Origin of the sequence: Streptomyces chiangmaiensis (assembly GCF_036281785.1) — a bacterium.
In the GTDB taxonomy this organism is placed as follows: domain Bacteria; phylum Actinomycetota; class Actinomycetes; order Streptomycetales; family Streptomycetaceae; genus Streptomyces; species Streptomyces chiangmaiensis.
On the sequence record NZ_JAYWVC010000211.1, the window covers coordinates 1 to 13,286 of the forward strand.

At 71.3% G+C, this 13,286-nt stretch carries 9 protein-coding genes and 1 pseudogene; 6 read left to right on the forward strand and 4 right to left on the reverse strand.

Going from position 1 to position 13,286, the window contains the following annotated elements:
* Nucleotides 1–295: 295 nt before the first annotated feature.
* Both VXC91_RS36105 and VXC91_RS36110 read left to right on the forward strand, forming a co-directional pair.
* Nucleotides 296–658, forward strand: coding sequence for a hypothetical protein (locus tag VXC91_RS36105; RefSeq protein ID WP_329511575.1), 363 nt, complete (start codon nucleotides 296–298; stop codon nucleotides 656–658).
* Nucleotides 655–2,133 (forward strand): UvrD-helicase domain-containing protein, encoded by a 1,479-nt coding sequence (locus VXC91_RS36110; RefSeq protein WP_329511576.1) that lies wholly within the window; start codon nucleotides 655–657, stop codon nucleotides 2,131–2,133. Before VXC91_RS36105 ends, VXC91_RS36110 begins: the two co-directional genes overlap by 4 nt.
* Nucleotides 2,134–2,551: 418 nt before the next feature.
* Here the strand turns inward: VXC91_RS36110 and tpg are convergent, their stop codons facing one another.
* Together tpg and tap are read right to left on the reverse strand one after the other, a co-directional pair.
* Nucleotides 2,552–3,109, reverse strand: a complete 558-nt coding sequence (gene tpg / locus VXC91_RS36115; protein ID WP_329511577.1) for a telomere-protecting terminal protein Tpg — start codon at nucleotides 3,107–3,109, stop codon at nucleotides 2,552–2,554.
* Nucleotides 3,110–3,121: 12 nt separating this feature from the next.
* The gene (tap, locus tag VXC91_RS36120; protein WP_329511578.1) at nucleotides 3,122–5,362 is read right to left on the reverse strand and encodes a telomere-associated protein Tap; all 2,241 of its coding nucleotides are present in this window, start codon (nucleotides 5,360–5,362) and stop codon (nucleotides 3,122–3,124) included.
* Between the two features lie 377 nt (nucleotides 5,363–5,739).
* On the opposite strand from tap, the gene VXC91_RS36125 reads away from it, so the two are divergent.
* Nucleotides 5,740–8,169, forward strand: a complete 2,430-nt coding sequence (locus tag VXC91_RS36125) for a DEAD/DEAH box helicase (protein ID WP_329511579.1) — start codon at nucleotides 5,740–5,742, stop codon at nucleotides 8,167–8,169.
* Nucleotides 8,170–8,261: 92 nt separating this feature from the next.
* Nucleotides 8,262–8,448: pseudogene (locus tag VXC91_RS36130) on the forward strand (fic family toxin-antitoxin system, toxin component); the annotation flags it as partial.
* A gap of 163 nt (nucleotides 8,449–8,611) precedes the next feature.
* Here the strand turns inward: VXC91_RS36130 and VXC91_RS36135 are convergent.
* Nucleotides 8,612–9,643: a DUF3800 domain-containing protein gene (locus VXC91_RS36135; RefSeq protein WP_329511580.1), complete on the reverse strand. Its 1,032-nt coding sequence runs from the start codon at nucleotides 9,641–9,643 to the stop codon at nucleotides 8,612–8,614.
* A gap of 583 nt (nucleotides 9,644–10,226) precedes the next feature.
* Nucleotides 10,227–10,844 (reverse strand): hypothetical protein, encoded by a 618-nt coding sequence (locus VXC91_RS36140; protein ID WP_329511581.1) that lies wholly within the window; start codon nucleotides 10,842–10,844, stop codon nucleotides 10,227–10,229.
* A gap of 355 nt (nucleotides 10,845–11,199) precedes the next feature.
* On the opposite strand from VXC91_RS36140, the gene VXC91_RS36145 reads away from it, so the two are divergent.
* Both VXC91_RS36145 and VXC91_RS36150 read left to right on the forward strand, forming a co-directional pair.
* Nucleotides 11,200–12,165, forward strand: coding sequence for a transcriptional regulator (locus VXC91_RS36145; protein WP_329511582.1), 966 nt, complete (start codon nucleotides 11,200–11,202; stop codon nucleotides 12,163–12,165).
* Between the two features lie 145 nt (nucleotides 12,166–12,310).
* A partial coding sequence (locus tag VXC91_RS36150) for a hypothetical protein (RefSeq protein WP_329511583.1) occupies nucleotides 12,311–13,286 on the forward strand: 976 nt, incomplete at its 3' end.

A 13,286-nucleotide genomic window follows, 5' to 3' on the forward strand; every position in this document is an offset into this window, starting at 1 on the left:
CTGTCCGGGTATGGGAATGCCGCACAGGCGAAGAGATCCTCAGGCTGATCACCGTAGCGCCCATCACTGCTCTCGCCGTATCACCGGCCGACCCCCATCAGGAGCACGACCAGCCGACCATCATCTTCGGCAGCCCTTGAGGAATCGGGGCAGCCGCCGTGCACCTGTAAGCCACGCCTGTCCTCACCTGCGACGTGTCCGCTTCACAACAGACGCAGCCTGGCGCGGTGGCTGCCTTCGCGCAGGAACGCTGTCGCCAGTACACAGTGATGGTCGGCGCCCTGATGCGGACGGCATGGCCGCCCGCGCCTGGCCGCTCGCCGCCAACCACGACACCACCCGCTTGATGACCTTGGTCAACGCCCCGACCCCCGACCAGGCCACGCACCGCCTGCGCCACCGCCTCGCCGACCGGCCGCCCATCGACGTGATCACCACCCACTACCCGGACGAGCACGGGCAGGTCCTGCTCAACCTCGACTTCCCGCCCGGCGCCTACGCCGCCCTGAATGCCGGGGCCGCCGCCCTGAATGCCGGGGCCCGCCGCGAGGGCCAGACACTCGAGCGCTTCCTGCTCCTGGCCCACACCACCCCCGCCCATCTCCTGTCCGCCGTCGGGCACGCCCTCACCCGCCACCCGGAAAGTCCCGCACCATGAAGCCGACCGACGAACAGACCGCCGCGGCCGACGCCTTCCACTCCGGCGACCACCTTGCCCTGCAAGCCGGCGCGGGCACCGGCAAAACCACCACCCTGGCCCTGCTGGCCCACGCCACCCCACGCCGCGGCCGCTATCTCGCCTACAACCGGGCCATCGCGACGGACGCTCGCACCCGCTTCCCGGCCAACGTCCAGTGCAAGACCGCCCATGCCCTGGCCTACGCCGCCGTCGGCCACCGCTACAGCAGCCGCCTGAACGCACCGCGCCGCCCGGCCTGGCAGACCGGACAGGCCCTCGGCGTCACCAAAGCCCTCCGTATCGGCGACCGCGAAGTCTCCCAACGTGCCCTGTCCAATACCGTCCTGCGCACCGTGGCCCGGTTCTGCCACACCGCCGACGAGAAGATCATCCGCCACCACGTGCCGAAACTGCGCGGTCTGGAAGACGCCCACCTGCACGGCGAACTCGCCGCCCACATCCTGCCCTTCGCCCAAAAAGCCTGGGCCGACCTGCAGCATCCCGACGAAGGCACGGTGCGCTTCGAGCACGACCACTACCTCAAAATCTGGGCCCTCAGCCGACCGACGCTGGAGGCCGACTTCCTGCTCCTGGACGAGGCACAGGACACCAACCCCGTCGTCGAGCAGATCTTCCTCGCCCAGCGCGACCACACCCAGCTGGTCATGGTCGGCGACTCCGCCCAGGCCATCTACCAGTGGCGCGGTGCCAAGGACGTCATGACCGGCTTCGACGGCACCCAGCTCACCCTGTCGCAGTCGTTCCGCTTCGGCCCTCACCTGGCCAGGGAGGCCAACCGCTGGCTGCACCTGGCCGACGCTCCCATCCGCCTCACCGGATGCGAGACCGTTCCCACCGAACTCGGCTTCGTCACCCTGCCGGACGCGGTGCTGTGCCGCACCAACGTTGGCGCCATGACCCAGGTCATGACCCTGATGACCGCGGGACACCGGGTCGGATTGGTCGGCGGCGACAGCCTGCGCGCCCTCGCCCAGGCCGCACGCGACCTGAAAGAAGGGCGGCGTACGCATCACCCCGAGCTCCTGCTCTTTCCCACCTGGGGTGAACTCCAGGACTACGCTGCCCATGATCCCGCTGGACGCGACCTGCAGCCGTTCGTCGGCCTCGTCGACACCCACGGAGCCGACGTCATCCTCGCAGCCGTGGCGCGACTCGCTCCCGAGCCGCAGGCGCAGGTGACGGTCTCCACGGCGCACAAGGCCAAGGGCCGGGAGTGGGGCTGCGTGAAGATCGCCGACGACTTCACCCCGCCCCGGGATCCGAGTGCGGCACCGGACCTCCCCGCTCACGGGCTGCCCGTCACCGTCGATGACGCCGAAGCCCGCCTCGCCTACGTAGCGGTCACACGCACCCGCCGCCGCCTCGATCTCGGCGGGCTGTCCTGGATCGACCAGCACACGGAGGGCAACTCGCCCTCCTCTGCTGCCTCTTGAAACGGGCCACCGCATCCTCCCGGCCAGCCACGTGGCCGGGAGCCTTCCAGATTCGCAAGGTCAGCCGCGCACGACTGGGTGCGCATGCTCGCCGCTGCAATGTCCCGGCCGTCCTCGCCGGGGCCGTCCTGACACCACCCTCCCGATCCTCGCGCTGTATGCCGCTGGCTGAGCGGCGGCCTGACGGCGGGCTTCGGAAAACAAGGCGCGGACAGGCTCGGGGGCGTAGAGGAAAGCCCACCGTGCCGCTCGGCAGGGTGGCGCCGCCTCTTCGGACAGGGCCCTATTCGGCAGCGCGGACACACTTCGGGCCGGCACGTCCAGGAAGGACGCCAACCGCCGGGCCGGTTGGGCCGATTCGCTGCCCAGACAGTGCCGGGTTAGGACGCCGACTGCGCGCCCCTCAGCGGGGGCGCACTTACAGCTCGAACTCGAGGTGTTCGAGGTCGGTGAATTCCACTTCGAGGCCGTGGGCGCGGCGGCCGCTGTCGCGGAAGTAGACCTCGCCCAGGGCTTCGGCCGCGATCCGGCGGAGCTGGTCCTCAGTGGCGCCGGCCTCCTGGGCCGCAAAGAGGCGGGCGGCGTAATCGGGTGGCAGGGCGAGGGTGAGGTGGCGCAGGCGGGCGTCGTCGGTGGTGCCGGGGGCTGCGGTGTAGCCGAAGCGGGCGCGGGTGTCGATGAGGATGCCGTCGGTGGTGGCCGCGGTCTGCTTGGCCTTGGCGCGGATCTGCGGCTGCCAGCGCGAGAGGACCTCCCTCGCCAGTCGGTCGGCGAGGTGCGGGCGGGGGTGCTTGATCTGGTTTTTCACGTACCGCTCGACGGTGCGCTGGCTGATGCCGAGCAGCTCGGCGACCGGCTTCGTCCTGTCGCCGTGCTTCTTGACGAGGTAACGCATCTGGGCCCCGGCGGACTTGGGGACGGGACGCGTGAAGGCGCCCTGCACCGCCTTGTCGAGCTCTTCGCCGACCGTGACCATCGACCGCGCCCCCTATTCTCTGTCGTCCGTGGCGGTGATCTCGCCGGTCTTGATGTAGCGGGCGAGGTTGGCGACCTTGTCGTCCGTGCCGAGCCGCTCATGCACGTGCGCGCCCCACAGCACGCTCTGGGTGCCCTCGTGCTTGACCATCCCTGGGGAGACGCCGAGCCGGAAGGAGCCGGGCACCGTCTTGCCGTCGGCGTCATAGGGCAGGACATCCAGCGGGCTGGGTCCGTCGGCGGCGTACACGGCGCAGTCGGACAGGACGGCGACCGGGTACTGCCCCGTCGCCGCGGCCAGGGCGATCATCTTGCGGTGCATGTTGGTGCGCGCCCGGGAGATGACGGTGGCGCGGATGTCCGGGCGCCAGGTCGGCCGGGCGAGGGCGGGCCATGCCTGCCCCGGCTTCCAGCCGCCGCCGCGCGCTTTCTCCCGCAGCTTGCCGATGCCGCCCTTGGTGGTCATCTTGATGGCGTCCAGGACGATTCCCAGCTCCGCATCGCGGCTCTTGCAGCCGTCCATCGCTTTGAGGAAGTCGGCCGCCGGCAGCTTCTCGTCCACGCCCAGATCCGCCATGGTCTCGATGTAGGCGTTGCGCAGCCGTTTGTACCAGCCGTCCAGGAACCGGCCGCTCTGCGGGCGCACCCAGGCCTCGACCGGTGCGACGGCGTAGCCGAGTTCGACGGCGTAGGCGACCGTCGGCGTGGCGTACCAGGCCAGACCTGCGGGGCGTTCGCCGGTCGGCGTGAACGGGCTGGGCAGGAGGGCGCCCTGCAACTGGCGCCACTGCTTGCCGACCTTCACGCGGGAGAGGTCGACGTGGGACAGGTCGACCAGCCAGGAGCCGGGCAGCGCCGCATCGAAGTCCGGCTGGGTGACGTGCACGGGCGGCGATGCCAGGCCGACGACCGCGCCGTTGGCGGCCGCACCGAACGCCAGGTTCACGTCGATGCCGACCAGGCAGCGCTTCATGCACTCGGTGTCGGTCAGCTCGCGCGCCCAGTCGTACGCCTCCTCGAACAGCTTCTCCCCGGGGCCGCGCACATGGAACCGGGGCAGGTGGGCCAGGACGGGGTGTCCGTCGGTTGCCTCGCACGGCGCCGGGTCCATCGGCTGGGTGCCCAGCGAGCCGGGCCGGTGCTCGGAGTGCCGCCTGCCGTGCTCGTCGGGCTCGCTCGCGCGGGTCGGCGGATTGAGCGCGGTCATCAGCTCAAGTCCCGTAACGGCAGCGGAGCCGACCGGCGTCATCACGCGGGTTGCGTACACCCCCAGCACCCGGGCGAGTTCGGCCGGCTCCAGCCGGGCGGCGTGGCCCCAGGAGCGGTCATCGAGGGCGTGCCACGACGGGATGCACAGCTGCACACACTGGCGCCGGCTGCCCTGCGCGGGGCGGTAGATCCGCGCCCACGGTCCGAACCCGCGCTTGGTGAGCTGCCAGTTGGCATGGTCGAGCTGTTTGACGGCCTTGTGCTCCTCCGGGATCCGTCCGGTGAGCCGCTCCTGCTGCGACAGCGCGGTCGGCAGGCCGTACCGCTCGCACGCCGCCTCGGTGAGTACCAGCAGCGGGTCGGCGTCCTTTCCGCGGCCGTGCAGCCCCGTAGCACCCAGTTGGGCCTCCGTCAGCGCCCACTCCACCAGCGCCGGCAGGGACTTGGCGGGCACGTCCAGGACCAGGCCGCCGACGCCGTAACCGGTCACCTGCCGGTCGGTGCCGGCATCGATGACCAGCAGCGGACCGTGCGCGTACGCGCCGCCGGGCGCGGGGGCGTTTGCCGGGGCGGCCTTCGCCGCGCCCGGGCGGCGCGACGACTGCGACGGCTCGGCGGCTCGCGCCGGACGTGACGCGGCGGCGGGTGCGGGAATGGCGGCGGGAAGTGACGGGGTGTGGTCCGGCGCGGCCGTGGCCGCAGCGCCGGACGGCCTGCCGGCGGTCGGAGCCTGCGCCTTCGGCGCCGGGGAGGCGGATGTCACCGCTCCCGCGGTGGTCTCATGCCCAGCGGCGGTATCGACGGGGCCGGGGTAGAGCTGCGCGAGCTGCTCCAGCAGCCGGGCGTAGGCGTCCCGTTCCGGCGGCCGCGGCTCGGTCTTGCCCGACTCCCAGCCGCTGACGGTCGCCCGCCGTACGCCGAGGGCGGCGGCCACCTCGTCCAGGGTGAGGGCATGGGCCTGGCGCAGGCGCCTGCGCTCCGCCGGCGGCGGCAGCGGGGAGCGGGACGCAACCAGTGCGTCAACCGCATCGAACAGCTCGGACATCGGGCACCTCCACCCCCGATCCTACCCATGAACCGTACCCATCGCGTGCATATATCGCACCTATGGCGTACGGATGGCGTCCTTTGCCCTGGCGTCAACGGTATTGGCGTGCATGCCGGCACAACGCAGACGGCCCGGGGTGCAGTGCGGCGGCAGACGTGCCGGTCGACACAGGGCTTGTCCCGGCGGCTGTCAGCGCCGGGCCCTAGGCTGCAGCCCATGGCCTGTAGCCCCGATGCGACAGCACTGCGGTGCGCGATGCCCTGCCGCGTGCCGCCGGTCCGTGCGCAGACCGCCCTCAGCGCAGCGACCTGTTCTGCCGTTCCGACAGGGCCCGTGCCCGCATGGCGCTCGCTTCGCATCGAGGAAGACCTTGTATGACTGTGGTCGTTGTTCCGTCATCCGCCCGGCCTGAGAAGCGGCCGCTGTTTGCCGACCAGGCCCAGGCCGTCCAGCGGCTGGTGCGGCATCTGCGGCGTGCGGGCACGCGCGGGCTGTACGTGTCGGCGACAGGGACCGGCAAGACACTGGTGTCCATCCGGGTGGCGGACGAACTCGACTCACGGCTGGTGCTGTTCGTGGTGCCGACGCTGGACCTGGCGGCGCAGACGGCCCTGGCGTGGCGCCAGGACGGACACCGCGAGCACATGGTGATCGTCTCCTCCCTGGACGCCGCCGGCCACGACGGCCTGATGGCCGCCCGCGTCGGCTCGACCAACGATCCCCACGCACTGGCCGCGCTGATGTCGGTCGTGGGGGAGGGGGCAGACCAGATTCCGGCGCTGACGGTGATCTGCACCTACGACTCGCTGGACAAGATCGAACAAACCCAGAACACCAAGTACGCGGCGGGGCCGTTCGACCTGGCGGTCATGGACGAGGCACACCGGATCGCGGGCCGTGCCGACAAGAAGTGGGCCATCGCCAACGACGCCAAGCGGATCCACGCGGACCGCCGCCTCTACATGACCGCCACCCCCCGCATCTTCGCCGCACCCGAACTGGCCGAGTCCGCCGACACCACCCGCCCGCGCCGTCGGCCCCCGGTCGGGCCGGACGCGGACGCGTTCGCCAACTCCATGGACAACGAGCAGGTCTACGGCAAGAAGGTCTTCGAATACCCACTCGCGCAAGCCGTGGAGGACGGCCGCGCGGCGGACTACCGCATCGTGGTCCCCACCCTCACCGACACCGAACTGCGCCACCGCCTCAACCTCCCCACACCCGGCAGCACCACCCCAGCCCCCGGTGAGGAAGCCGACAGCGCGCTGCGCACCACCGCCCTACACCTGGCCGCCCTGCGCGCCATGACCGAACACGGCCTGAAAAAGGTGCTGGTCTACTTCAACCTCGTCTCCGACGCCCGCCGCTTCACCCGCGAACTCCCCCACACCCTGCGCCTGCTGGCCAGGACCGACCCCAGCCTGTGCCCCGACATCACCCCCAAGCTGTTCTTCGCCCACGGCGAGCACACCCCCGCCCAACGCGCCGACATCTTCACGGCCTTCGCCGCCGCCGACTGCGCGATCCTGGCCAACTCCCGCCTGATCGCCGAAGGCGTCGACATCCCCAGCGTCGACGCCATCGTCTTCGCCGACCCCACCCGCAGCGTCATCCGCTGCGTCCAAGCCCTCGGCCGCGCCCTGCGCCTGGACGTCTCCGGCAAGACAGCCTCACTGATCGTCCCCGTCTACGTCCCGCCCGGCGCCGACGGCGAGAACATCCTCGGCACCGCCTACGAACCCGTCTGGGCGATCGCCTGCGCGCTGGCCAGCCACGACCACCGCATCCTCGAGCGCCTCCCGGACAAGGCCAACCGCCTCCCAGGCGAGACCAGCGACGTCATCGAACGCCGCTGGCACTTCGACTTCACCGTCCACCCCGAACGCATCGCCCGCGCCATGGACCTGGCCTCCTTCGACCCCCGCGACCCGGCCATCTCCCGCTCCCGCCGCCTCGGGCTGGCCGCCGCCCAGTCCTACCGCGACGAACACGGCCACCTCGACGTCCCCACCGACTACACCGACCCCACCGGCTACACCCTGGGCACCTTCATCACCACCATGCGAGATGCCCGGACCGCCGGCCGCCTCGAGGCCGACTGGATCGCCGAACTCGACGCGCTCGGCATGATCTGGGACAAACACGACGCCGCCTGGCGCGCCCGCCTGGCCGCCGCCACCGACTACCACCGCATGCACGGCCACCTCGCCGCACCCGCCACCACCCCCGTCGGCGCTTGGCTCGCCGAACAACGCCACCTCGCCGGCAGAGAAGAACTCGCTTCAGATCGCGCCGACGCCCTGACCGCCCTCGACGCCGACTGGCGCCTGCCTCACGGCGCGGACTGGCACCGCAAGCACGGCCTGCTGCGCGCCCACCTCGCCGACGGCGCCGACCCGGCCACGCTCACCCCAGGCACCCTCCTGGCCGGTGTGAAGATCGGCTCCTGGCTGCACCGCCAGCTCGCCACCTGGCACGCCCTCCACCCCGGCCAGCAGCAGCTGATGACCTCCCTCGGCCTGATCCCCGAGACCAACCCGCTCACCCCCGCACGCCGCACCCGCCGCACCTTCGAACAGACCGTCCAGCTCCTGGAGCTCTTCCTCCACCGCGAAGGCCGCGCCCCCGCCGCCCGTGAGGAGATCCGCGTCGACGGCGACACGGTCAGGGTCGGCGCCTGGCTCGCCAAAGCCCGCACCAAGCACCGGGCCGGCCAGCTCCCTGACGAGCATGTCCGACTGGTGGCCGCGCTCTTCGACGGCGACTGGACGGCCGAGGATGCCGTCCCTGCCATCCTGGCGTAGACGCCTACCCACAGGGGGACGAAGCCCTGGCCCGTACTGGCCCGGGAACGCAGGGGAACAAGGGGGAAGCCACCGTCGGGGTCCTCACCAGGAGATCCGGCCGGTGCCGCTGGCTGGAGCGCTCCAACATGACTGTCGCTCATGTACCTCGAAGCCGCCGGGATCCCAGTCAAGCCCGCCCACGAGGACGCCGTCTCCCTCAAAGACCTGCTCCTCGACCCCGCCTGCACCGCCGGGAAGATCGCCGCTTTGCTGCGGACCTGGCCCACCGCCACCTAACGCCCGCCGGCCCGCCTCCCCGGGCGCCGAACAGCCGGGAGGAGTTCAGCCCCGCGGCGGAGCCGGTCTCTACCGGACGCCAGTCCACTGGGCCGTGTGGCTATGCGCGCACGCCCGACTCCTTCTGCCCCTGCTTGGCCGTCGCCCTGACCTGAGCGCGACGTCACTCTCCTTGCGGCCCGGACGCGCGCAGATCGACGGTCCCAGTTGGCCATACACCGCCGATCACCCAGGGCTTCACCACGTCCGCCAGTTCCTCCGAGAACCGGTCACCGCCGCCGACTGCCAGGTGGGCGGCCCATTGCCGTACCGCACCTGCTGACCAGTCCGCGAGTTGGAGCTGGGGGTGGGATGTGCTGTCCGCGAAGTCGATCTGCACGGCCGGGAGGGGGTCGTTGAAGCGGCCGGGGCGGGCGGGGTCCGGGAGGAGATGCGCCATGCGTAGCAGCGTCGCGTTCCGGTCGATCACCTTTGAGGTGTCATGGACGAGACGGAACCGCCCGACAGCTTCACCGAAGCTGGTGCAGAGGCAGTACAGCGCAGGCACCGCCGGGTCGAGGATGTCGCGCTGCTCGCCGGCCGCGAGGTCGGCGGCGGTCGCGTCGGCCACCCCCCGGCAGCATTCGAGCAACTCGATCCATCCGGCGAAGTCCGCGTGTTCCGCAGGGATGGACGTCTTGTAGGCGGTAATGGCGGCGAAGAAGTCGTCGGTCGTCACTCGCTGACGCACCCAGTCGACGAAGGCCTGGAGCATTCGGTGATAGGCCGCGGCGTCGCCGAGGACCGGACCGGCCATGCGCAGCAACTCGGCCAGGGCCAGACCTTGCTGATCCTCATACAGGTTGAGACCGTCCGCGTCGGCCAGCGGCTCCACCAGAACGTCGACCAGCTTGGTGATCACCATGAACCGCTTGTCCATCAGATAACTGCGAACGCTTCCCTCGGGCATACTCCCGAAGGCCCGCTTCAATGCCCTCCGGCCCGCCGACGACCGGGCCAGAGAACCGTACTTGGGCTCCCCCTGGGTGGGGGGAAGCTGAGACCGCACCTCGTCCACGATCGACACGGCCAGCTCGTCGGGCAGATGCACCCCGGCCAGAGTGAACACCGGCTGATGGGGATCGAGAAGGTTCTGCCCGGAGTTCGAGGACTCGTCCACGTAGACGACAGGAAGCAGGTCCGGAGGAGTGTTCATGCCCGGAGCATGCCGGGCACACGGGCAGGCGACCACCGAAATTGCCTTCCCGGCTGCCCCACTCCCGCGGCGGGCGAGGCGCTGCCGCAGCCCAGGGCTACATGATCACGTGCCATGAACGCGACGTTGATGTCCTTCAGCCCGGCCCGTGTTCCTCCTCTGCGGCCACCGGGTGAAGGCGTCGCGGTTCGCGTCAGCCATGATGCGACGGTTCCGCTCGTCAGTGGTGCGGCCCCACTTGCCGTAAGCTGGCCCGGCGCAGGAACTCCCCGCCACTCCAGTGCCGGTGCCGGCTCCGGCCGAGGAACGTCGGCCGGGCCCGGAGCAACATCCGGTACGTGCATGCGGACGGTGAGCGTATGCCCCTCACCCGGGGCCGGGCGGTTGTCGCCCGAGCTGCCACCACCCAAGGCCTGGGCTGCGGGGAGAGGACCACGTACGGACACCAGGGAGACACGGACCCCTCGCAGCCGACGGGGTTCGCCGAGGTACTCTGCACTCCCTCACTGATCTTGACTGTGGCCTGCTGTTGCTCAGTAGCGCGGGGCTGTGGGTTCTGGCCGCGGCCAGGCCTGCGCGCCTCCTAGCCGTCGTATGGCTCGTGGGCGGGTACCTGTCCGTCGCTGCGCCGCTGCCGGTCGCCAGTGAGCGCGACGATCCGGTGGATGGGCACGGCGATGGCCGGGTGGCCGCCCGTGGGGGAGAACAGCACCCGGCCGGTGTCGGGCTCGTAGGAGGTCACCGTGCCGTAGAGACGGTGCAGCAGGGTCTCAGGCCGCGGCCTGCACTCGACGTCCAGGCACAGCATCCAGTCCTTGAGCCAGTGGATGGGCAGCTTCTCCAGCTCAGCGGCGGCGGGGCCGGGGTGATCGTCGTCGGGGACCCAGCTGTACTTGCCGACGACCAGGTCGTTGTACACCTCCATCGAGTCGGGCCCGCTGTAGGCGGCCTGCCGCGCGCGCTGGGCAGCGCGCCGCACCGCCCGGGCCGTCGTCACCATGGCCGTGGGCCTGGCGCCCGGCCCGTCGCCTGCGGAGTCCGCCGGCAGGTAGGGGTAGGCGCTGCGCAGCAGCGCCAGCACGTCCCGCTCGTCCGGCCCGGCGGTGCCTGCGGGAAGGTCCGGTCCGAGGGCGATCCGCTGCTGATCGTCGCGGGTGTGGTCGGCGGCGTGCTGGGCGGCGAAGCGGGGGACGGCGAGCACGACAGTTGTAGGCGCAGGCCAGAGCCCAAGAGACGAACGGCGGGATCAGGTCTCATTGCTTAGTGGTGCGGTAGATGGCGCGGTCGGGGTCAGCCTTAACGATCAGGCCAGTAGCTGCGATGTCGCGTAGAACCTGCCGGGCCCGCTTATCGGTCACGTCGTGCACGGCGGCGCGGAGAGTGGTGACGGCGCGGGCGGTGTCCCCGATGTCGCCGAGCGCGCGAATCGACTTCTCCAGGTGCTGCGGGGCGCACAACCGGCCTGCGTCTGCGCCCTGTTGGGGCAGCCTGGTGCCGCCATACCGTTTGAGCGCAAGGCCATGGCCGGGCCGGTTACGGGAGAGCGGAGGCGGCCAGTGAAGCGCAGGGCAGTGCTGAGCGCGGGAGTCGGGGCGTGCGCCGCCGTGGCCGTGGCGGGAGGAACGCCGGCCAGAGCCGGTGAGGCTCCCGCGCTGCGCGCCGAGGACGTCGCCGCCGCACGCCGGATGTTCACCCATGGCCGCTACGACCAGCTGCGGCAGAGGTTGTCCGTGCTGCTGGCCGCCGCGCACGGTAGTGCGATGAACGGTTCGGTGGGGGTGGGACGGGCGGCCCAGCTGCTGGTGTTGGCCTCCCAACTGGCCGTGAAACAGGGACGGATCGACGATGCCGCCATCTACGCGGACACCGCTGTCATCACGGCCCGGCGCTCGGGCCAGCCTGTGTTGCTGGCAGCCGCCGCGCGAGCGGCCGCAACCCCGTTGCGGCGCACAGGCCGCACCGACCAGGCCCTGCGGCTGCTCGACGAGGCGCGCACCCACCTGACCGACACCCGCCCCACCGCGCCGGTGCTGGACGCGGCCGGGATGCTCGCCCTGACCGCCGCCTACACCGCCGCCCAGGCCCACCTGCCCGCGCCAGCACTCCACTTCGCCGCCCTGGCCGAGCAGACCGCCGACCAGCTCACCCGCCTTGCCGCTGCCCCGACAGAGCAGACCCCTTGGGAGCTCTCGGCCCCGCAGTGCACGCTGTACCGGATCGGTGTGCACCGTGAGCTCGGCGACCCGGACATCGCCCTGGCCCACGCCCGCCGCCTGAACACAGCCGAGCTGCCCACGGCAGAGCGCCGCGCCCGCGCGGCCACCGACACCGCCCGCGCGCTGCTGGCCACAGGCGATGCCGCAGGCGCGTTCGCCCAACTGCAGCACATGAAGGCCGCTGCCCCCCAAGAGGCCCACCGCCCGTCCCTGCGCGCCCTGACCGCCGAGCTCACCGCCCGCCGCCCGGACCTGGCCTGCCCGACGGCGCTTACCCAGCGCACCGCGACCGTCAGGTACCTCTAGAAGGGCGGTTCCGACGTTGCCGAGCCGACCGCTCGAGACCGGTGCCGGACTGCCGTAAAGCCCTCCAGCTCATCACTGGTGCGACACAATCGTGTCCAGCCGACCGGGCCGATGACGGCCAGGCCCACAGCGGAAAAGGCAGAGCGTGGACGAGGTACGGGAACTGCTGGCCGAGTATGGCCAGTGGGCCGCGGACGACACGGCGTCGGTTCGGGACCGGGCGCGGCAGCTCGCGGGCGTGGTTGCCGACCTGCTGCGGCGCACAGGGCCTGCGGCGGCGGTGCAGGTGTCGCAGGCCGGCGGAGTACCGGCGGTCTTGTTCGACTTCGAAGGCCGCGACTACCTCGTCAGCTGCACCGTCGACGAGAGCGTGGTCGCGGACGGGACGATCGCCCGCATCGCGGGGGACGCCGGCCTGAGCGGCCAGCCCGGTGACACCCGCTGGGCGCTGCTGTCCTGGACTCACGACGTACGGCCACTCGATCAACTGACCGACGGCGTGCGCGGCTTCGGCGTAGTCCTCGACCGCACGCTCCTGGATGCCGCAGTCGCCGGCCTGCTGCCGCTCGCCGATCTCATCCGAGACGTCTTCCGCCGACGCCAGACCCATCTGCCGCTCGCCGAACTGGCGGTCTCCCACGCGCCGCGGGACGTACCCCTGACGATGACCGCCGCCGACCGGCTGACCACACCGATCCACGTGCCGACACAGACCTGGTGCGGCGCCACCTCCCAGGTGGCTCTCGTCGGTGAGGCGACCGCGGCGCAGCCGTCGGGCATGGCCTGGCGTGCCCGCGACTCGCTGCTGGTCACCTACGAGGACGGCCTGGTAGAAGTCGACCCGGTGCGGGGCCGCACACGGTGGTTCCTGACCGTCGACGGCTGCCACGGTGCGCCGCTCATCGCCCCTGACGGCGCGGTGACGGTCATGGCCGGCCCTACGGTGATCCGCTGGCACGCGGGCACCCTGACGGCCATCGCGGGCGGCTTCGAGCCCGGCGCGGAGCTGCTATCTGGTCCTGGCGGCGAGCCGTGGGTGCTGTCGGGCTCGGGGGTCACCTACGGAGCGGGCGAGGGGACTTTGGCGTTGACCCGCCTCGGCGACACCGTGGGCACTCAGC

Bases quoted from the DNA above. Each gene is read 5' to 3' on its own strand.
- VXC91_RS36105 (WP_329511575.1), top strand. From the start codon at position 296: ATGGCCGCCCGCGCCTGGCCGCTCGCCGCCAACCACGACACCACCCGC.
- VXC91_RS36110 (WP_329511576.1), top strand. From the start codon at position 655: ATGAAGCCGACCGACGAACAGACCGCCGCGGCCGACGCCTTCCACTCC.
- tpg (WP_329511577.1), bottom strand. From the start codon at position 3,109: ATGGTCACGGTCGGCGAAGAGCTCGACAAGGCGGTGCAGGGCGCCTTC.
- tap (WP_329511578.1), bottom strand. From the start codon at position 5,362: ATGTCCGAGCTGTTCGATGCGGTTGACGCACTGGTTGCGTCCCGCTCC.
- VXC91_RS36125 (WP_329511579.1), top strand. From the start codon at position 5,740: ATGACTGTGGTCGTTGTTCCGTCATCCGCCCGGCCTGAGAAGCGGCCG.
- VXC91_RS36135 (WP_329511580.1), bottom strand. From the start codon at position 9,643: ATGAACACTCCTCCGGACCTGCTTCCTGTCGTCTACGTGGACGAGTCC.